The sequence below is a fragment of the Sphingobacterium gobiense genome, from assembly GCF_002980575.1.
Lineage (GTDB): Bacteria > Bacteroidota > Bacteroidia > Sphingobacteriales > Sphingobacteriaceae > Sphingobacterium > Sphingobacterium gobiense.
Genome location: NZ_PVBS01000002.1, coordinates 1,280,857 through 1,301,381 on the forward strand (window position 1 = coordinate 1,280,857; position 20,525 = coordinate 1,301,381).

Sequence of the window (20,525 nt, forward strand, 5' to 3'; positions counted from 1 at the left end):
TTTTTACAATTTTTATTTCAGGCAACAAGATTTGGTTATGGTATAAGACATTGAATAGCTCTCGGAAGGCTCTACTGTGCCGCATTCGTCAAATTTATTCCTTAACATTTTCCGGGCCCTTTGAACTCTTGATTTCGTAGCTGTTAACGTCAAACCGAGTTGTTCTGCAATTTCCTTTTGTGGCATCCCTTCTATATCCGAGAGCCTTAACGGTTCTGAATATTCAGTGGGCAGTTCATCTATGAAATTGTAAAGCCAAACAAAGATATTCTCATCATACTCTTGTTGGCTATGCAGGTATAACTGCCCAAAATTTGAATGGGTTGTCGTCCGCTTTGACTTCTTATGAAAATCAATGAGCGTATTTAGCGCAACTTTGTAAAGCCAAGCCTTTATGAACTTTACATTGTTTTTTGTCTCACAATAATCTGTGATCTTGATAAGGACTGATTGCATAATGTCATTAACATCATCCTCATCAGTGACCCGTTTTTTTACATAACCTTTTATCTCCTGACGATAAGCTGCCCAAATATTAAATATGTCACATTTCATCTCTTAAATGTTTTAGTGTAGCAACCAATAGGTAATGCTACCCGTAATACTTCTTCTTCATCCACAAACTTGCCCTGACTAATAGTATCAGTACCGGAACTTCTACCAATGGGCCGATAACGCCTACAAATGCCTGAGGTGAATGAATGCCAAATACCGCTATTGCGACGGCTATTGCCAGTTCAAAATTATTTCCGGTAGCTGTAAAAGCGATGGATGCATTTTTATCGTAAGGAACATTTAGGGATTTGTTGATAAAGAAGCTCACGAAAAACATCAATACAAAGTAGATAACTAATGGAATAGCTACTTTTACCACATCCATTGGTAGTTCCAATATTTTATCGCCTTTCAAGCTGAACATTAATACTATCGTAAACAATAAAGCGTACAATGTAACGGGTGATATTTTGGGTACGAACTTTCTGTTATACCATGCTATGCCTTTTGATTTCACAAGGAAGTAACGGCTAAGAAAACCTGCCAAGAACGGAATTCCTAGATAGATCAATACGCTTTCTGTAACGTCTTTCATGGAAACGCTTACGTCGAAATTGGCTAATCCTAATTTGGCAGGTAATACGTTGATGAACAGCCAGACTAAAAAGCTGTAGGTAAAGATCTGAAAGATACTGTTTAAGGCGACCAGCATAGCCGTATATTCTCTGTTAGCTTTAGCTAAGTCACTCCACACAATAACCATAGCGATACATCTCGCCAAGCCAATCAGTATCAGACCGGTCATATAATCAGGTTCGTTCCGCAAAAATAAAACGGCTAACCCGAACATCAGTACGGTGCCGATCACCCAATTCAGCAATAAAGATATACCGATTACTTTTTTATCCTTAAATGCCATGGGTAATAAGGAATAATCAACCTTTGCCAATGGCGGATACATCATGAGTATCAACCCTATAGCCAGAGGAATATTTGTGGTGCCTACAGATAAAGTATTTGTCATGTTGGAAATACCTGGAAAGGCATGTCCTAAACCTACACCTATTGCCATCGCAAGAAATATCCATAAGGTTAGGTAACGGTCAAGAAATTTTAGTTTTGGTTGCATCGGTTATTTTTTAATCATTGAAAAAACATACAACATTTCCGATGCGATCTGCAGACTTCTTTCTGCGTACACTTTGGCTTGTTCAGGGGTATTGTCTGAAATTTTTGGGTCTTCAAATGTTATAGGTATCCTCTTTTCCGCCCCCGCAATAAAAGGACAGCCGCCATCTGCCTGTGAGCAAGTCATAATAGCTGCGAAGGCAGATACAGGATTGAAAGAGCTGTCGTATTTTTTTGAAAAACCAATAATCGGCAAAGCATTGTCACTATACCTTATGGCGTACACAGGATTGGTAGTTTCCGCAATCTTGAAAATATTAAACCCCTGATTGGTCAATGTTTCAGCTACTTTTGGGAATAATGCAGTTTCTTCTGTCCCTCCCGAGTAGCAATGTACATTTGGAATACTGTAGTGTGCTGCTGCTACCTGTGCCCAAACCTGTGATAAATGGCTTCTACGTGAGTTATGGGTGCAGATGAAATTGAGATTTACTTCCTGTCTGTTATCTATTTTTTGTTGAACAAAATCTATCAACGGCTGTAATATGGTTCTACGTTCTTCGCTGATGTTTTGCAATTGTGTTATTGTTTCAATTATCTTCTGATACATTTCTTTACTTTTTATATTTGTTAACAACAATCGCCTCCAGGTGTACATGAGTTATTTTGGCTGTTTGTAAGTACCGAAAGACTTATCTTTTGTTTTTCAGAAGGAATACCGCAAGCGTCTTCAGCCAGACAAGCCGTTGTCTTATTTTTCAGAACAAAGTTTTTTCCGTTGAATTCCAGATCGTATTTACCAATGGTGTCGCTTTGGTATTCTACTTCAATTTCAGCATCTTCAATATCCAATTTTTCTTCAGATAGTTTGATGATATTCAATAGTTTCCCTGGTTTTAATCTATGCTCAAAATCGTTCGCATTCCATAGTTGGAAATTGACAACCTTTTCAGTGCGAATTACACCTCCACAGTCGATAAAGTTTTTAGTGATCTGTCCCACTTCAGTGACATGGAAATGCTCTGGAACAAAAGTTCCGTTCTCTAATTGAAATTCAACATTATTTAATGTTGGTAAGATTTCTTTAATGTTTGATAGTTTCATATAATAGCTATTTTATGATAAATTATATATTGCAATATTACGATAATAAGTACTAAAAAAATGTGGCTAACAGCACTTGCTAACCTTTACTTCCTGATTAAAAAAAACGTCGAAATCTCTTTGGATTTGTTTCCAGACATTTTCATCAATACAATAACAGACGGCCTTACCTTCGATTGTTCCCTGGATAATACCGATGCTCTTTAATTCCTTTAGATGTTGCGAAATAGTAGCCTGTGCCAAACCCAACTCCTCCACCAAATCGTTGCAGATACAGGTTTTTTGATTGATGATGTATTGGAGTATAGCAACCCGCGCAGGGTGTGCCACAACCTTAAACAGTGACGCCAACCTGTTTTGTTCATCCGTAAATATTTCCGATTTAGTAAGTCCCATAGTTCTTATTATATATTGCAATATTACGATAATAAATTATAAACCACAACATTCTTTAATTTATTTCTCATAACAAAAGCACCGAAAAATCTATGGAATAAAATTAGATTACTTTCGATGCTTACGAACCTTACTATTTGTTGGTCATTACTTTGTAGGTAGGATCTTCGATAATATTCACATCAATAACTGTTTCGGCATTTTTAAGTAATTGCCAGATAAACGTATCTCGACAACGGTGTGTTACCGAAGGGATAAGGAAGGAGTATTTGCTGCCATCCGGGAAGCCGGTGTTTTACTTTACGAAAGCAAGGGTATGATCAGTTTCTGCCCGGAGGATGCTGAATTAATTAAGAAAAATACGAGAACATTAGCCTGGTGGGAGTGAAAGTCGTTTATCGAGTCGCGGAAAAGTCAATTATTTGTTATTTTTAACGAAATATCTAATTGATTGAACTATGGCTTTTATAAAATACGGACTTTCACTTTGTTTATTAATGGTCAGCTTAATGGGCTTTAGTCAAACCAAACTGCCGTCTATGACGGTGAAAGATATCGATAAATCAACGGCCTTCCAGGAGCTAATAGAGCTTTTTGCGGACAGTGATTATTTTATCCAGAACATGGAAAAAGATGCTGGATTTATCCAGGTGAAATCTGTGATAAAACAGCGAGGTATATTTGCGAAACGAGCGGGGAATAAAATCACCCATAATATTTTGTTAAAACAAATTAGCGAGGGTCTTATCCAGATTAACTTCCAAGCCAATTTGGAAATATCGGACAGGACTGAAGACGGCTATTATTATAGAGACGAAGGCGTCTCTCATGATCCTCAAGATTATGAAGAGATACTAGCGTTCATGGAATCTCATTTCGAGAATCAGTAATTTACGACCAATCCCACACCAAATCCCATATCGCTGTCATAGTGTGTGCGGATCCCTAAATTTCGGGTCATGATATAGCGTAAATCCAGCATATATTCTTTATCGGTGTTGACCATAAAGCCGGCGCGTATCCGTCTGGAAACAGGAATATCTTCCCGCATTAAGGCCAAACGAACAATGCCGTCGTGATATACTTCCGCCTGGAAATTGACGAGCATAGGTAACGTATACATAACCCCGACGCTAAAAGCACTTCGGTTATCTTTTTTATTTACCTGTCCGAACATGTTTTTTTCCTGTTCATGCCGGCCCAGTTTTCGGTAGCGCCAGTCAAAACCTACAAAGGGCATAAGCCATTGCATTTTGCCAATGTACCGGCCAAAGTGCGTTTCTACCTCATAGCCATGTTTATCGTGATAACCTAAGCGCCATTCGGTTCCTAAGCTCCAGCGCGTATTTTGCAGCATCGCCTGTCCGTCATTCCCGTTGGTCGCAAAATCGTTCTCGGCCATGAAATGCAGCATATTGCTTTCTCGTTGTAGCACTTTATAGGCTTTTTCTTTGTCGGGAAGCAAGTCATTTTGATAGTCACCGACAGCAAAGACACGATTCATACCCGCCATCATATGGTATAAGATATGGCAATGGAAAAACCAGTCCCCTTCCGTGTTTGCCATAAATTCGATGGTGTCCGTTTCCATGGGCATGATATCCAGCACATTCTTCATGGGCGCATAATCACCCTGTCCGTTGATGACACGGAAGTCAAAACCATGCAGATGCATCGGGTGGCGCATCATGGAGTTATTGAATAGGATAATACGCAAAACCTCCCCTTTATTTACCGGGATTTTGTCTGTTTCGGATAAAACCTTATTGTCCATACTCCACACATACCGGTTCATGTTCCCCGTCAACTCAAAACGAAGTTCCTTAACAGGTGCATCACTAGGCAATGTCGTTTTGTGCGGTGATTTCAACATGGTGTAATTGAGCGTGACAGGAGCAGCGGGGTGGAGCTGTTCTTCTTGATGTTGCTGTCTGTGGTCGTGTCCTTGATGTGCTGTATGATCGTCGTCTGAAGCTGCTGCGTGATGTTGATGAGCATCTTCTGCAGATATTTCTGGGTACATCACGGCGTTCATATCCATCTTTTGAAGCCCCATATCCATGTCCATATCGTCCATATCACCGTTCATTTTCATCATGTCGTTCATCATTTTCATACCGTCAAAATACTGAAGCCTTGGCAAGGGCGAGACGAGCTGGCGAATGCCTTCGCCGATATAAATAGAAGCAGAACCGGAACGATCTTCCGCTGTTGCCATAAGTTCATATGCCGTATGTGAAGCCGGAATATCGACGATAATATCATAGGTCTCCGATACACCGATGATCAATCTATCCACTTTTACCGGTACTACATCATTACCATCGTTGGCGACAACGGTTATTTTGCCACCCGCGTAGGTGATCCAAAAATAAGAGGAAGCTCCCCCATTGATAAGACGTAAACGCACGCGGTCGCCCGCTTTAAACTCAGAAAGTTGCTGTTCGCTTGTTCCGTTTATCAAAAACTTTTCGTAGTACACATCACTAACATCCATCGCCTCCATGCGTTTCCATTCATTGGTCACTTTAGTTTTAAAATGTCCTTTTTTGATGGCTTCTGCATAACTTTGAACGGTATTTTTTTTGATGCCAAACCAATCGTTACCACTGGCTAGCATACGTTGTACGTTGTGAGGATGGAGATCTGTCCACTCGCTCAACACGATGGGGATAGTCGGGATATCATCAATCCCCTTCCGAAAGGTGGTGTCTCCTTTTCGTTTGCGAAAAATAAGCGAACCGTACATACCAATTTGTTCTTGAAAACCCGAATGACTGTGATACCAATAGGTGCCATTTTGCTTCACGGGAAAACGATAGGTATATGTTTCACCGGCTGGGATCGGCATTTGTGTTAAGAAAGGAACACCGTCTTCCCGATTGGGTAACTGCACACCATGCCAGTGTAAAGAAGTACTTTCTTTGAGTTGATTGTGCAAGCCAATTTCAGCGGTGTCGCCTTCCGTAAAGGTTAATGTAGGCATCGGGATCTGTCCATTGACCGCAATAGCCTGTTTCGTTTTTCCGCTGTAGTTTACTAATGTATCCGTGATATACAGCTCATAGCGAACTACTTGCTGAGCAAAAGCGACAGAAACCGACAACACAAACGTGAGCAGAAAGGACAGATACCGATTATACATATGCATTTTTTATAAAGCTGTTATTTATTAATGATGTTTTCCTTGACGGGATGAACCTTCACTGGAATTATGGTGCGAATGCCCGTCAGGTTTCTTATTGGTTTTGGAATGTTTCAATTTACGATCATATTGACAACAGTCATGTAAATTGGTGTAGACCTCATCGGGGGCTAGATATTTTTCGTTGTCGTAACCTACTTGTGCAATACGTTTGAGGACGGTGTCCATCGTCGTCTTCCTGGTGTCGTACGTAATAGAAGCGCGCTGATTATCGGCGTCCCAAACAACCTGTGCCTCATTTTTTGTGTTGCCCGCTTTTTCGATCGTACGCTTGCACATACCGCAATTGCCATTGATCTTTGCTGTCTCCGTTTTTGCATTTTTAATCTGTGCCATCGACAGTGTAGATAATAGCACAAGGCAGGTGGTGATGATATAAGATAATGCTTTCATCTGATTGTTTTTTGCTTGTTAATCTTGTACAGGCTCTATTTTAAAACCTGCTTCTCGTACCGAATCGATCACGTCTTGTTCGGTAGCCGTGTCGGCAACAACGGTCAGGATTTTATCCTTGTTGTTCGTGTCTACTTCCCATTCGGTCAAACCGTTCAATCCGTTTAGAAAGGAGCTTACGCCGGATACGCAACCGCTGCAATTGATGTTTGTCTTGAATTTTAATGTCTTCATGAGTTATAAATTATGAGTTATAAATTTTTGTTTTTTGCATCACTTTTTTAGTTTCAATCGCAAGCTGTTGCTAACGACACTTATGCTACTGAGCGCCATAGCTGCACCGGCTAGCATTGGGTTGAGGAGGAATCCGTTTATCGGATATAGTATACCTGCCGCAATCGGGATGCCAATTAAATTGTATATAAATGCCCAAAACAGATTTTGGCGAATGGTCGCGACAGTTTGTTTGGATAATCTAATGGCGGCTGGTATTTTTTTCAAATCAGAAGAAATGATAGTCATTTTAGCTACATCCATGGCAATATCACTTCCTTTGCCCATTGCGATGCTCACATCCGCGGTTGCCAAAGCAGTACTATCATTGATACCGTCACCCACCATCGCTACTACTTTACCTTGTTTATGCAATTCCTTGACGAAATCTGCTTTTTGCTGTGGTAGCACCTCCGCTTTGTAATGCGGAATACCTGTTTGCTCCGCAATAGCTTTGGCCGTGGCTTCATTATCACCTGTAAGCATGTATAGCTCAATATCCATTTCCTTTAACTGTTGGATAGCTTCCACGGATGTTTCTTTGATTTTATCGGAGATAGCCAATACCGCAAGCGCTTCTTTCCTATTGGCAAACCAGATTACCGTTTTGGATGCTGCACTCCACGTGTCAGCATGTTGCTGCAGTTGCGGAGCGATCTGAATACCGTTTTCTGATAGTAGTTTTCTATTTCCGGCGTAATAATCCGCACCTTCATAAACGGCTTTTGCTCCTTTTCCGGTAATACTCTCAAAAGAGGAGAGTGGAATCGGTTTAATATTCTCTAAATGCTTGACTACAGCATCGGCCAACGGATGTTCGGACTGTTTTTCCAAGCTAAACAAGACTTGTTGGCTAACAGGGTCGTCGTGCAACCATTGTATATCTGTAACTTGGGGTCTCCCTTCGGTAATTGTACCTGTTTTATCTAAAATAATAGCATTGACTTTTTTTGCCAATTCCAGGCTTTCCGCATCTTTAATGAGAATACCCTGTTCCGCACCTTTTCCCACACCCACCATAATGGCGGTAGGTGTCGCTAGGCCCAAGGCGCATGGACAGGCGATTACCAAAACAGTCACAGCAGCTAAAAGTCCATGTATAAGCCCTTCACTACCATCTAGTATTAACCATAGGATAAATGTGAGGATTGCAATGCCAATCACGATCGGAACGAATATGCCGGCAATTTTATCTACCAACTTTTGTACAGGAGCTTTACTGCCCTGCGCATCCTGTACCATTTTTATGATTTGGGCTAGCATCGTTTCTTTCCCGACTTTGGTAGCCTTGAACTGAAAACTGCCTTTTTGGTTTATTGTTCCGGCGAATACCTTTTCATTTTCCTTTTTCTGTACGGGAACAGGTTCGCCACTGAGCATACTTTCGTCTACATAAGAATTACCTGTTGTAACCATCCCGTCCACGGCAATCTTTTCGCCTGGTTTAACCAATAGCACATCGTCGACCTTTACATCGTCAATGGCAACTTGCTTTTCTGTGCCATCTGACTTCACGAGAACGACGGTCTTGGGTTGTAATCCCATCAGCTTTTTAATGGCGGAAGAGGTGTTGCTTTTTGCTTTTTCTTCTAACAACTTACCTAACAAAATGAAAGCGATGATAACAGCTGCCGCTTCAAAATACACGTGAGGTTCCAGATTTCTTTCTAGCCAGAATTCCGGAAACAGCATATTAAATACACTAAATATATAGGCTATTCCGGTACTTAGCGCGACGAGGGTATCCATATTCGCGGAGCGATGTTTTGCTTGTTTCAGCGCGTTTACGAAAAAACCTTTACCCAACCATAAGACAACCGGCGTTGAAAACAACCACATGATTTCATTTTCATAAGGCATATGCATAAAGAACATGCCAATGACGACTACCGGAATGGATAGGATAATCGCCCAAATGGTTTTGTTTTTTAGTTTTTTATATTTTTTTTCCTGGATAGCTTCTAATGTCTCTTGTTGAGCGCTTTCGTCTTCTAGGAACAAATCATAACCGATGTCTTGTAGCGCTTTTCGCATAGCCGAGGGATTGGTCATGTTGGGAAGATACTCCACTGTTAAGGTGGCATTCGCAAAATTTACGGATGCATTTAACACACCGGGCAGGGCTTTTATCGTGCTTTCCGAGCTGACAGCACATCCAGCGCAGGTCATATTAAGTACCGGGAAGGATTGTTTTACCGTGGTCTCTGTTTGTTTGTTGTCCGTAGCCATATCGTTATCTTGCTTATTACAAAACAAAATTGAGCATAAACGGTTGATTTTCGCTTACACTATTTCGGGAAAGAGTTGTAAGATTTACTCCTCGTTCTTTTCTATGTGTCTTTATTTCCACCATTATTTCTTAATTTCGGAAGCAATAAAATAGACTTTACGTGTATGTCCATAACAAACGAAACGGAATTGCTAGGCATGAAAAAAGTGAGCGAGGCTGTTGCCTGCACCTTGAAACAAATGATTGATTACGCTCGCCCCGGTATGACGACAAAGGAGTTGGACGATTATGGCGCAAAAGTGCTTTCAGATTTAGGTGCCAAATCCGCACCCTATCTCACTTACGGTTTTCCAGGTTGGACTTGCATATCCGTTAACAACGAATTTTTTCACGGTATTCCATCAGATAAGCGCATACTGCAAGAGGGAGATATTATAAATATAGATGTTTCTGCCGAACGTGATGGCTTTTGGTCCGACAACGGTGGGTCTTTTGTATTGGGAGAAGATATTAACCAACATCAACATTTAGTAGAAGCATCCAAATATATTTTAAAAAAGGCCATTGCGAATATCCGAGGTGGGACGCGGATTGCTGATATCGGTCATTTAATTGAATCAGAAGCTAAAAAGCGCGGTTATAAAGTGATCAAGAACTTTGCAGGGCACGGAGTAGGCAGAGGCCTTCATGAAGAACCGCATGATTTGTTAAACTATAGAGACAGATTCGATAAGCGAAGGTTCAAGAGAGATTCCGTTATCGCGCTAGAAACCTTTATCACAACAGATTCTACTTTGGGACAGACGTTGGCCGACGGCTGGACAGTGGTTGGGGATAAAGGAGGTTATATGGCACAGCATGAACATACGATAGTAGTAACGGGAGACAAGCCCATTATCTTAACAGAAATGAATGGGATACTAAACTAAAACACACACGCAATCTTCGACTTCACTGGGTTCGACAACTTTATTAAAAATAGTAGCCAATATTAATATTGAATCTCGCGCTCCATGTGGCCTCTGGATTGCCTGTTCCCAAGCCGTCCGTCCAATCAGGGCCTAGCCAAGGTTGATTTTTACCCGCGGCAAAATCCACGTATGTATATATTTGCCCCGCGGTGAACATCGCACCTGTTACATTCATGAACGTATTGGCAAACTCGATCTTCTTTTTATCCATATAACCAAAGTCGTTATATAGAATAACACTTGATACGGGACCCCAGTTCAACGGTATCGCGTAACCAATGCCTAACGTATATATGTCTGCCCGGGAGGCTACCAAATAAGGTGCACCGTAGGCAGTCATCGCAATTACCTCATTGGATTCTCCCTCGGGTGCTTTTGGGTTATACGTATAGGTGCTTATCTGTGCTTTGATGTCTAGATTTCGAATGTTCAGCTCGTAGTGAGCCGCCAGCGCGTAGTGATTACCCGTTTTTCTAGTATCGAGATTATATAATCCACCATATTGAGCAGATAGACCTAGTTTGTGCTGTACACCGCTTCGGTCGATCTTATAGTTGAGCAAGCCATTGATCTGGTTAATTTCTTTGTTTCTGTACGTCATTCCATCTTTCCCTGGAAGGGAACCTACATCATAGGAATATCGACTATCCGAGATGTCAGATGTACTGCCGAAGTCTAGTTCTTCCGCATTTTTAAAAAAAGCAATAGCGTAGTCAAACTTTTCGCCTTCATGGGTATACTTAATTCCCATATCGTGGTCATCTTCCAGACCGACGTAATAATCAAGTCCAAAAAACCAACTGTGGGAGTTCGCCTTAATCCCGAAAGGAACTTGCGTTAGTCCAATTTGTATGTCGCTATATTCATCAAAATCATAACCTACCCAACCGCGTTTTAAGAAGCCTCCTCCAAAACTCTGGGCGTAAAGACGGTACTCGGTGTCCATTTTTATTCCTTTATATTTCGCGTCCACATTGACTCTGAATACATCATAACCGAAATCTCCCCCTCGCTCTTTCTGTCCTTCCTTCCAAGTGGAATAATTATAGTTAAAACGCAATGCTCCACCAATATGTAGCTCAGGTTTTTCCTGTGCGTGGCTGCCGCTTGCGAGAAGAATAAGTAAAACCGTCAATAGGGGGCTTCTTTTTTTCATCATATCGGCTTTATACCTCATCCAATGGCTTGCGCTTATCTTCCTTTATTTGTTTAAAATGACTAGGCGATAGCCCTGTAACCTTTTTAAACTGATTGCTTAGATACGCTACACTAGAGTAACCCAATTGGTAGGCAATTTCGCTAAGCGACAGTTCATCATATACCAATAGCTCTTTAACTCGCTCAATTTTTTGTGCGATGTGATACTTCTCAATGGTGATGCCCTCCACTTCAGAAAACAGATTGGACAGGTAATTGTAATCGTGGTGCAGTTGATCTGCTAAAACATCCGAAAGATTTACGGAACGCTCTCTGTTCTGCTCCCGCACCCATTTTATCACGATAGTCTTAATCTGCTCAATCAGCTGGCTTTTTTTATCGTCGATCAGTTCAAAGCCTAGTGGCTCCAAGACAGCAGACACCTTATCCCGCTGTGCATTATTTAGCTCTTCCCTAATAACAAGCTCTCCAAGTTTTATTGCATCGATATTAAACCCTAGTTTTTCGACCTCTTGGCGGACTACCATAATACAGCGGTTGCATACCATGTTTTTGATGTATATCGTCATATTATATATGTTATATGAACTTATAGTTGTGATACAAAAGAACGAAGAATAATATAGTTCTTTTTGCTTAACAAAAAAAGAAAAAAGCCGAACGAAGCTGATAGACCCCAAAAGCTTCTTTTTTTGACGTAAAAAAAGAAGAAGATAAACCTTATCTTTACTCCTTATGGAGATTTTACATTCACGAATATACGGAGAAGATCAACCGGGTACACCGCTATTGGTGATGCACGGCTTGTTTGGCATGTCTGATAATTGGGGAAGTTTCGGTAGAGAATTTGGAGAACAAAGGTCTATCCATTTGCTTGATCTACGCAACCATGGACAGAGTTTTCATAGCGAAGACATGTCATTAGCGGCGATGGTTGACGACCTAGAAGCCTATATCCAATACCAGGGGCTTCAAGAAGTCGATATTTTAGGACATTCGCTAGGCGGAAAGGTAGCTATGCAATATGCGATTTCCAAATCGACAAATATCCGAAAATTGATTATTGCTGATATTGCTCCGAAAGCTTATCCGCCGCATCATCAAAAAATAATTGAAGCGCTGCAAGCGGTTAAAATTAACGAATTAAGTAATCGTAAAGAGGTAGAAGAGCAGCTGCGTCAATATATTGATGAAACTGGTGTTATTCAGTTTTTACTAAAAAATGTTTACATAAAGGAAGACAGAACGTTAGACTGGCGCTTCAATTTAAAAACGTTGACCGATAAATACGCGGAGTTTATTACCGTAGGGGTAGAGGCAGGTGTTTATGATGGTGAAACATTGTTTCTAGCGGGGGAGAAATCCAATTATATTTCGGAGGAAGATTATCCTATGATACAGGAGATGTTCCCGAATTCGGAGATCCAAGTCGTTCCCAAAGCTGGACACTGGGTACAAGCCGAGAATCCGAAAGCGTTTAACGAATTGGTGACACAATTTTTAAGCTAGGATCGATTTTTATTTCTATCTTTCAAGCTATTTGCCGTTAATTGTCGGTAATAGTATGAGAACATATTTAATCAAGTAACTATATATGAAGCAAGTACGTAATTTATTAATAGCTGCAGTTTTGCCTTTTAGCTTGTTGGTAAGCTGTGGAGAACCTCAAAAAACACAAGAACAAGAAACGGACCAAGCATGGAAAGTGGCTGATAGCATACGGACATTGATTGTTGAACCTAATTTTGCTAAGAAGGATTTTCTAATTACGGAATACGGAGCAGGATCAGATAGCACAGTTCTTAGCACGCAATTTATCAACGACGCCATCGAAGCCTGCCATACCGATGGAGGAGGCAGGGTTGTTGTCCCCAAAGGAACATTTTTAACGGGCGCTATTCACTTGAAAAGCAACGTAAATTTACATCTTGAAGACGGTGCAAAATTGTTGTTCAGCCGAAATACGGAAGACTATAAACCATTGGTCAAAAGCCGTTGGGAAGGCATGGAGTGTATGAATTACTCGCCTTTAATTTATGCTTACGGGCAGGAGAATATCGCCATAACCGGTAAAGGGATACTCGATGGAAATGCGAATAATGAGCATTGGTGGCCCTGGAAAGCAAAGAAAGTATATGGCTGGTCAGAAGGGATGGATAATCAACTTGCTGCGGTCAAGAAGCTTACGCAACAGGTGAAAGACGGAATTCCCGTGGAAGATAGGGTATACGGGGACGGGCATTTCTTACGACCACCTTTTATTCAGCCCTATAACTCTTCCAACATTTTAATAGCCGATGTAAAGATTATCAATGCACCTTTTTGGAATATTAATCCGGTGTTATGCGAAAATGTCACCGTTCGGAATGTAAGTGTGGTAACACATGGTCCTAATAATGATGGCTGTAACCCCGAATCAAGTAAAAATGTGTTGATAACCGGTTGTTATTTCGATACGGGTGATGATTGTATAGCCATTAAATCCGGTCGAAATGAAGACGGTCGGTCTATCGGACGTCCTGCTGAAAACCATATCATCGAAAACTGTGAGATGAAAGATGGGCACGGAGGTATTGTAATCGGTAGCGAGATATCTGGAGGCGCTAAAAATATATTTGCCCAAAATTTGAAGATGGACAGTCCAGAGTTAGACCGCATATTGCGGATTAAAACAAGCTCCCTGCGGGGAGGTGTCATAGAGGATATCTATATGCGTAACGTCGAAGTCGGTACATACAAAGAGGCTGCCGTTTTAGTAGATATGTTTTACGAAAACCCAGGCGATTTTATGCCTACCGTGCGTAATATTACGGTGGAGAACCTAAATGTTAAAAAAGGAGGGAAGTTCGGTGTTTTGATCAATGCTTACGAAGAATCTCCTGCAGAAAACCTGAAAATTATCAATTCGAATATTGACGGGGTGGATGTGCCTATTCAAGCTAACTATACAAAAAACATGGTGTTCGACAATGTGCTGATAAACGGAAAACTCGTAACGGACGAGGATGTTCAGTCCACTTCCGAGGCCGAGTTTGAGAAGTTTTAGCAATACCGCAATACGTTTTTAACGCATACCTTCACAGGGGATAATGTTGAACTAGCAAGAGCCGTGTCTATGGTTCAACAAGAAATGATTTATCAGGGGATACGTATGATATCCCCTGGTTCCGCTATTTATTTGTCATTACTTTATAAGTCGGGTCTTCCAGGATGTTTACATGAATAACCGATTCCGCATTTTTAAGCAATTGTCTGCAATCAGGACTTAAATGGTGCAAATGTATTTTTTTTCCTTCCTTGTGGTACTTTTCGGTGATTTTATGTAGCGCTTCAATGGCAGACATGTCAACAACTCTGCTTTCCCTAAAATCGATTAACACTTCTTGCGGATCATGGAGCACATCAAATTTCTCGATAAATGCGGTCGTTGAGCCGAAAAAAAGCGGACCATAAATTTCGTAGTGTTTTACGCCCTGATCGTCTATAAATTTCCGGGCACGAATACGCTTGGCACTTTCCCAAGCAAATACCAGAGCGGAAATCACCACCCCAATTAATACCGCCAATGCCAAATTATGTAAAAGTACAGTTATGACAGCGACCAGCATGCCGATAAAAATATCATGACGCGGCATTTTATTGATAATGCTGAAGCTGACCCATTCAAATGTCCCGATGGCCACCATCATCATTACACCAACCAGAGCAGCCATCGGGATTTGTTCAATTACAGGACCTCCCACCAAGATAATCAACAAAATGGTGAAAGCGCCAATAATTGCCGAAAGTCGAGCTCTTGCACCCGCGCCGATGTTGACTAGGGTTTGGGCTACCATTGCACATCCGCCCATTCCACCAAAGAAGCCGTTGGTAATATTTGCAATGCCCTGTGCTGCGGCCTCCCGATTGGACTGGCCCTTCGTGTTGGTTATTTCATCCACCATATTTAGTGTTAGTAGGCTTTCAATTAAGCCTACACCAGCCATGACCAGCGCATAGGGGAAAATAAGCTTTAATGTATCTAAATTAAAAGGGATTTGTGGTATATGGAAAGAGGGCAACGACCCGCTTACAGAAGCTATATCAATCACTTTCTTCGTATCGATGTTGAGAAAATAAACGATACCGAATACAATTAATATGGCAACCAAAGAGGCAGGAACAGCTTTGGTGAATTTCGGTAATATAAATACAATGGCTACGGTGAGCATGGTCAATCCAATCATTACATAGAGTGCGGATCCCTGCATCCAGCTTTCCGTGCCATTATCGACGACTTTAAATTGCGCAACCTGCGCCATAAAAATGATGACGGCAAGGCCATTTAGAAAACCATACATGACCGGTTGCGGTATTAAGCGGACAAACTTGCCGAGTTTAAAAAGCCCGACTAATAATTGTAAGATGCCCGCCAACGCGACGGCGGCAAACAGATATTCGACCCCGTGTGTGGATGCCAGGGCGATAAGGACAACAACCGTTGCACCTGCACCGCCCGATACCATTCCTGGCCTGCCTCCTAGTACCGCGGTAACGATACCCATTAAAAAAGCGGCATAAAGCCCTGTTAGCGGTGATAACCCTGCTAATATGGCAAAGGACAACGATTCTGGGATCATCGTCATAGCAACGGTTAAACCGGCTAAAATCTCATTTTTGTAATTTATTTTCTGGCTGAAATCAAATAAATTCAGAATTTTTTTCATATTAATAAAGAAGTAAATAGTAAAATTGAATGGTCACCAGAGGCGAAACACCTGCGTACAGTACGATAACCAATATCGTTATTGGAAGAAACAACTGGTTGCCCGTGCTTTAAGGCGGAGTAATTTGGGACGATATGTTTACTGTTCTTTTCATTCGATGGAGCAAAGATACAATTTCAAATAAATTATGCAATATAGTGTTTACCATGTATCTACAAAAAAATCTTTGCTTTAATCATTATTTGGTTTTCGGTAAGATATTAGAAGAAATCGGGAACATGATATAATAACGCTCCTGCTGATTCGCCTACATTTGAATAAATGTAAATAGCTGATTCAACAACACTTTTAAAGCATACCTAGCCAATAAGAGCTAAAGCATACGATTTTTAGGCGTGCATAAAGAAGTATATATCTAATTTAAATCTCTATGAATACTACTCTTTCCCGTTCACTAGCCTGTGGCTTTATCTTGTTCTGCTTATTCACGGCCGAATCAATTTTCGCACAACAGAAGCCGGTGGTTAAGGTGGATCTTAACGAAACCAGCCGCAGAGTTGCTGAAACCAACGAAGTTGGCTATTCCTCGTGGCAGGTAAAAGCCGGCACTTCCGATAGCTTTACACAGGGCGATATAAAGGTAACGTTCATCAAAATAGGGAGCGGTGGCGGTGAGCTGGCTTCCGAATGGTACAAAACAGGTATGGGGTCGCCTAATTTTGCCTACCTGGTTTCCGATGGTATTACGGTGAAGGACGGGGATGCAGCAGGAAAGATTAAAATGCGTATCAGTGGGCTCCCGGAGGGTGAACACACGTTACTGACGTACCACAACATCCCCCATAGCCCGGAGAATAACACCTTCAGCCCCATCGTAATTTTGCATAAGGGCAAAAAGCGGACGGTGCAGCCGAGCGTAAGAGCACTGAAAACGGCGGATGCTGTAACCGCTTATACGAACCTACAGGTAAAAAAAGGCGAGGACGCAGTTGTGGTGTTTGAGGCCGGAGACAGAACGGGTTCGGTTGTGAGCGATCTCGTTATCAACGCTTTCGAGATTAATACACCTGACGCAGCGAAGCAGGCGCACTCACCGTCACCGGGAAATGCCGACGAACACGCGGAACCACAGGATGATAAGCTCAATTTAACCTGGGAGTCCGCACCGGGAGCCACACGACACGAAGTATATTTTGGTTTGGATTCAACCACGGTTGCAAACGCTACACCTTCTTCTCCCGAATTCAAGGGCGAACAAAGTGCAACGGAATTTCTAGCGACCGATCTTTACAGCATGGATACCTACTACTGGCGAGTAGATGAAATAACGGGCGAAGGCAAAACGAAAGGTGATGTATGGTATTTCAGACCGGCGCAACTGGCGTTTCCAGAAGCTGAAGGCTACGGACGCTATGCACGCGGCGGCCGTGGAGGAAAAGTAGTTGAAGTCACCAACCTGAACGATAGCGGGCCTGGGAGCCTGCGGGAAGCCGTAGAGAACCATACCGGTCCTCGGACTATTGTTTTTGCCGTTTCGGGTATTATCCATCTGAAGTCCCGTCTGGTTGCAAATCAGCGCTATGTGACTATTGCTGGACAAACAGCGCCCGGGAAAGGCATCTGTATCGCCGGCGCTCCTTTTGGATTCACGGGGAATGACGTCGTGGCGCAGCACCTGCGTGTTCGTTTGGGTGCGGGGAAAACCGCAGACGGCATGGGCTTGACCGGTGCAAATTACAGCATTGTCGACCATTGCTCGATTAGTTGGACCATCGATGAGGCTTTCAGTTCGCGTGGGGCAAAAAATATTACCTTACAGCGGACCTTGATTTCCGAAGCACTGAACTCGGCGGGCCATACGAAATACGAAAAAGGGAAGATGCACGGGTATGCTGCCAGTATCGGCGGAGAAATTGGTAGTTTTCATCACAACTTGCTGGTACATTGCTATGGTAGAAACTGGAGTCTGGCCGGAGGTTTGAATGGTGATGGGTTTTATACGGGCAAACTGGACCTTCGCAATAACGTTGTGTACAACTGGGGATCCAGAGCTACAGATGGAGGTGCCCATGAGGTTAATTTTGTGAACAATTACTATAAACCAGGAGCAGGAACGACGCAGTTCTTCGCTTTCATCGGAGACCATGAAAATGTTGGTAAAGGAACGCAACGGTGTTATTTCACCGGTAATGTGATGCCTGGACACTTTGACGAGCGTAATCAGGAAGCGGGTAGAAAAGCGAGGTATAGCAATGGCGATTCCGAAAAGTACGAAACCTTTGTGGATCAACCATTTTTTGATCCTAAAGTGACTACGCATAGTGCTCGGCTGGCCTATAAATTGGTACTGTCTGATGTGGGCAACAACCGACCTGAGCTGGATGAACACGATCAACGCATTATCCAGGAAACTATCGACAGTACGTATTCGACAATAGGGAGTATATCTGGCAAACCAGGCTATCCAGACCATCAGGATGATGCAGGAGGCTACGATGATTACCCAGAAGTAAGGCGTGCTACCAATTGGGACAGCGACCACGACGGATTGCCGGATTGGTGGGAAACGCACCGGGGCTTAAACCCTAATTCTCCTAAGGGTGATTTTTCAGATGCCAATCTGGACAAAAATCGCGATGGTTACACGGAAATGGACTATTACCTGCAATGGATGTCCAAAGTGCACTACAGCGCAGCGGCGGGTGAATCTTTAGAAATAGACCTAAATAAGTTGGCTAGTGGATTTACACAAAATCCGAGGTTCAAAGCAGGTAACACGGTGAATGGTACGGTGTCGGTGGAAAATGGAAAAGCAATTTTCAAACCGGCAGCTGCGGGTGTAGGTTCATTTGAGTTTACTGTTACAGATGCCGAAGGGGATCGTATGACACGTAAGGTCAATATTCTTAGCGGAACAATCATTTAGTACGTGTGCACGATGTGCATTTTTTATAATTCTTTGGATCATTTGCGCATAAGTGAAATGATCCAAAGAATTTTTAATCGATTGACCGGTTCCGACCGCAGAATGCCCCGGAATTTTACCAGCCACCACCCAGTGCCCGATATAGATCCACCACAGCGACAAGTTCCGCCTTATGGATCTGTACTAATTCCAGTTCACTCTGTAGCGCGTTACTTTGTGCGGTGATAACTTCTAGATAGCTGGCGCTACCCGTTTCGTAAAGTAAATCAGCATGCTTAACAGCTGCTTTTAACCGATTTGTTTTGTCCTGTACAATCTCTTGCCGCTCTTTTAGCTTTTGTATGGAGATCAATGCGTCCGACACTTCACCTACTGCGTTGACGACGGATTGCCGAAACTGAACCACACTTTTTTCGTATTCAACGCGTGCAACTTCGTACTGAGTCTTTAATTCTTTTCGTTGAAGAATAGGTTGCGTTATACTACCGGTCACAGCTCCAAAAAGGGATGCAGGGATATTAAACCAATTGCTGGCTTTAAACGCATTGACACCGGCTTGCGCCGTGATAGATAAGGAAGGATACATTTGGGCTTTAGCCACCTGATGATAAGCTCGCGACGCCGTTACCGATAATTCCGCTTGTTTAACATCAGGACGCTTACTCAATAATTCGGCGGGTATACCTACTGCCAAATCCGTGGGGAGATTGACAGCATCTAGCGTCGTTGCAGTATGTATTTCTTTTGGAAAGTCGCCGCTAAGAACGTGCAGAGCGTTCTCCTGAAGTAAGATCTGCTGCTGAAAATCAGGAATTAATGCAGCTGCTGCCTGCCGTTGCGCGGCAACTTGTTCCAAGGCTAATAAATTGATATCGCCTACTTCATATTGGTGTTGAACCACTTGAAGGGTACTATCGCTCAGCCGTAAGTTATGCTGCGCAATTTCTTGGAGACGATAGAGCATCAACAGTTGGTAATAACCTTTGGCCACCTGATTAACCAGTTGTGTTTGAATTGCTTTTCTAGCCTCTTCGGTCTGTAAATATGCCGCCAGCGCAGCTGCCTTTTTTCCCTTAATCTTGCCCCAAATATCAGCTTCCCATGACAAACCTAAGCCAACAGTATAATCTTCGATATGGTTCTGGCCTAAAAATTGACCTAAACTCAATCCATTTAGACTATTGTTGGAGGGGTTGGTGCTATTGGCCTGTACCTGTAGTTGCAAGCTGGGTAGATTCCCTGCTTTAGCCTGGGTGAACATCAATTGCGCCGATTCGATATTCTTGAGCGCAAGCTGCATATCCGCATTCTGCTGCAGCGCGGTATCGATCAGTTGCTGTAAAACAGGGTCTTGAAAAAATTCCCACCAAGGGACATTACCGATACTGCTATCAGCATCTACTGCTTGCTCGCTACGGAAGGATGTGGGAGGAGCCAGTGTGATGTCATTGCTTAGCTTTTTGGTTTGGCATGCCCACAAAGAAGCGGAAATAGCCAAGGAGAAGAGAAAACTACTTTTTATTTTGATCTGCATAATTTT

At 42.4% G+C, this 20,525-nt stretch carries 19 protein-coding genes; 6 read left to right on the forward strand and 13 right to left on the reverse strand.

What is annotated here, in order from left to right; genetic code table 11:
• Positions 1 to 12: 12 nt before the first annotated feature.
• The 5 genes from C5749_RS14205 to C5749_RS14225 form a co-directional block, all read right to left on the reverse strand.
• The gene (locus tag C5749_RS14205; protein WP_105726806.1) at positions 13 to 555 is read right to left on the reverse strand and encodes a sigma-70 family RNA polymerase sigma factor; all 543 of its coding nucleotides are present in this window, start codon (positions 553 to 555) and stop codon (positions 13 to 15) included.
• Positions 556 to 592: 37 nt separating this feature from the next.
• Complete coding sequence (arsB, locus tag C5749_RS14210) at positions 593 to 1,624, reverse strand: ACR3 family arsenite efflux transporter (RefSeq protein ID WP_105726807.1); 1,032 nt, start codon at positions 1,622 to 1,624, stop codon at positions 593 to 595.
• A 3-nt stretch (positions 1,625 to 1,627) separates the two neighbouring features.
• The gene (locus tag C5749_RS14215) at positions 1,628 to 2,233 is read right to left on the reverse strand and encodes an arsenate-mycothiol transferase ArsC (RefSeq protein WP_105726808.1); all 606 of its coding nucleotides are present in this window, start codon (positions 2,231 to 2,233) and stop codon (positions 1,628 to 1,630) included.
• A 20-nt stretch (positions 2,234 to 2,253) separates the two neighbouring features.
• Complete coding sequence (locus tag C5749_RS14220; RefSeq protein ID WP_105726809.1) at positions 2,254 to 2,727, reverse strand: DUF6428 family protein; 474 nt, start codon at positions 2,725 to 2,727, stop codon at positions 2,254 to 2,256.
• Positions 2,728 to 2,793: 66 nt separating this feature from the next.
• On the reverse strand, positions 2,794 to 3,123 hold the full coding sequence (locus tag C5749_RS14225; RefSeq protein ID WP_105726810.1) for an ArsR/SmtB family transcription factor: 330 nt from the start codon (positions 3,121 to 3,123) through the stop codon (positions 2,794 to 2,796).
• A gap of 238 nt (positions 3,124 to 3,361) precedes the next feature.
• On the opposite strand from C5749_RS14225, the gene C5749_RS19665 reads away from it, so the two are divergent.
• Together C5749_RS19665 and C5749_RS14230 are read left to right on the forward strand one after the other, a co-directional pair.
• On the forward strand, positions 3,362 to 3,511 hold the full coding sequence (locus tag C5749_RS19665) for a hypothetical protein (RefSeq protein WP_181151434.1): 150 nt from the start codon (positions 3,362 to 3,364) through the stop codon (positions 3,509 to 3,511).
• A 70-nt stretch (positions 3,512 to 3,581) separates the two neighbouring features.
• Complete coding sequence (locus C5749_RS14230; protein ID WP_146113756.1) at positions 3,582 to 4,013, forward strand: hypothetical protein; 432 nt, start codon at positions 3,582 to 3,584, stop codon at positions 4,011 to 4,013.
• On the opposite strand, the gene C5749_RS14235 is transcribed toward C5749_RS14230, so the two are convergent.
• From C5749_RS14235 to C5749_RS14250, 4 genes are read right to left on the reverse strand one after another with little or no spacing between them, the layout of a single operon-like run.
• Positions 4,007 to 6,268 carry a multicopper oxidase domain-containing protein gene (locus C5749_RS14235; RefSeq protein WP_245893785.1) on the reverse strand — a complete coding sequence of 754 codons (2,262 nt, stop codon included), beginning with the start codon at positions 6,266 to 6,268 and terminating at the stop codon, positions 4,007 to 4,009. The two genes, C5749_RS14230 and C5749_RS14235, sit on opposite strands and share 7 nt — an antisense overlap.
• 27 nt (positions 6,269 to 6,295) lie before the next feature.
• Positions 6,296 to 6,721: a heavy-metal-associated domain-containing protein gene (locus C5749_RS14240; RefSeq protein WP_146113757.1), complete on the reverse strand. Its 426-nt coding sequence runs from the start codon at positions 6,719 to 6,721 to the stop codon at positions 6,296 to 6,298.
• 18 nt (positions 6,722 to 6,739) lie between these two features.
• Positions 6,740 to 6,955 (reverse strand): heavy-metal-associated domain-containing protein, encoded by a 216-nt coding sequence (locus C5749_RS14245; RefSeq protein ID WP_105726814.1) that lies wholly within the window; start codon positions 6,953 to 6,955, stop codon positions 6,740 to 6,742.
• 39 nt (positions 6,956 to 6,994) lie between these two features.
• A complete protein-coding gene (locus C5749_RS14250; protein ID WP_105726815.1) occupies positions 6,995 to 9,223 on the reverse strand; it encodes a heavy metal translocating P-type ATPase in 2,229 nt (742 codons plus the stop codon).
• Positions 9,224 to 9,388: 165 nt separating this feature from the next.
• On the opposite strand from C5749_RS14250, the gene map reads away from it, so the two are divergent.
• Positions 9,389 to 10,153, forward strand: coding sequence for a type I methionyl aminopeptidase (gene map, locus C5749_RS14255; protein WP_105726816.1), 765 nt, complete (start codon positions 9,389 to 9,391; stop codon positions 10,151 to 10,153).
• A 43-nt stretch (positions 10,154 to 10,196) separates the two neighbouring features.
• On the opposite strand, the gene C5749_RS14260 is transcribed toward map, so the two are convergent.
• Positions 10,197 to 11,354 carry a hypothetical protein gene (locus tag C5749_RS14260; RefSeq protein WP_219847984.1) on the reverse strand — a complete coding sequence of 386 codons (1,158 nt, stop codon included), beginning with the start codon at positions 11,352 to 11,354 and terminating at the stop codon, positions 10,197 to 10,199.
• 7 nt (positions 11,355 to 11,361) lie between these two features.
• A complete protein-coding gene (locus tag C5749_RS14265) occupies positions 11,362 to 11,922 on the reverse strand; it encodes a helix-turn-helix domain-containing protein (RefSeq protein ID WP_219847985.1) in 561 nt (186 codons plus the stop codon).
• A 166-nt stretch (positions 11,923 to 12,088) separates the two neighbouring features.
• On the opposite strand from C5749_RS14265, the gene C5749_RS14270 reads away from it, so the two are divergent.
• A complete protein-coding gene (locus tag C5749_RS14270) occupies positions 12,089 to 12,862 on the forward strand; it encodes an alpha/beta fold hydrolase (RefSeq protein WP_105726817.1) in 774 nt (257 codons plus the stop codon).
• Positions 12,863 to 12,947: 85 nt separating this feature from the next.
• The gene (locus tag C5749_RS14275) at positions 12,948 to 14,399 is read left to right on the forward strand and encodes a glycoside hydrolase family 28 protein (protein ID WP_105726818.1); all 1,452 of its coding nucleotides are present in this window, start codon (positions 12,948 to 12,950) and stop codon (positions 14,397 to 14,399) included.
• 124 nt (positions 14,400 to 14,523) lie between these two features.
• On the opposite strand, the gene C5749_RS14280 is transcribed toward C5749_RS14275, so the two are convergent.
• On the reverse strand, positions 14,524 to 16,059 hold the full coding sequence (locus C5749_RS14280; RefSeq protein WP_105726819.1) for a SulP family inorganic anion transporter: 1,536 nt from the start codon (positions 16,057 to 16,059) through the stop codon (positions 14,524 to 14,526).
• A gap of 430 nt (positions 16,060 to 16,489) precedes the next feature.
• Here C5749_RS14280 and C5749_RS14285 point away from each other — a divergent pair, with 430 nt between their 5' ends.
• Positions 16,490 to 18,985, forward strand: a complete 2,496-nt coding sequence (locus tag C5749_RS14285) for a pectate lyase (protein WP_105726820.1) — start codon at positions 16,490 to 16,492, stop codon at positions 18,983 to 18,985.
• A gap of 115 nt (positions 18,986 to 19,100) precedes the next feature.
• On the opposite strand, the gene C5749_RS14290 is transcribed toward C5749_RS14285, so the two are convergent.
• Complete coding sequence (locus C5749_RS14290) at positions 19,101 to 20,519, reverse strand: efflux transporter outer membrane subunit (protein ID WP_105726821.1); 1,419 nt, start codon at positions 20,517 to 20,519, stop codon at positions 19,101 to 19,103.
• Positions 20,520 to 20,525 lie beyond the last annotated feature (6 nt).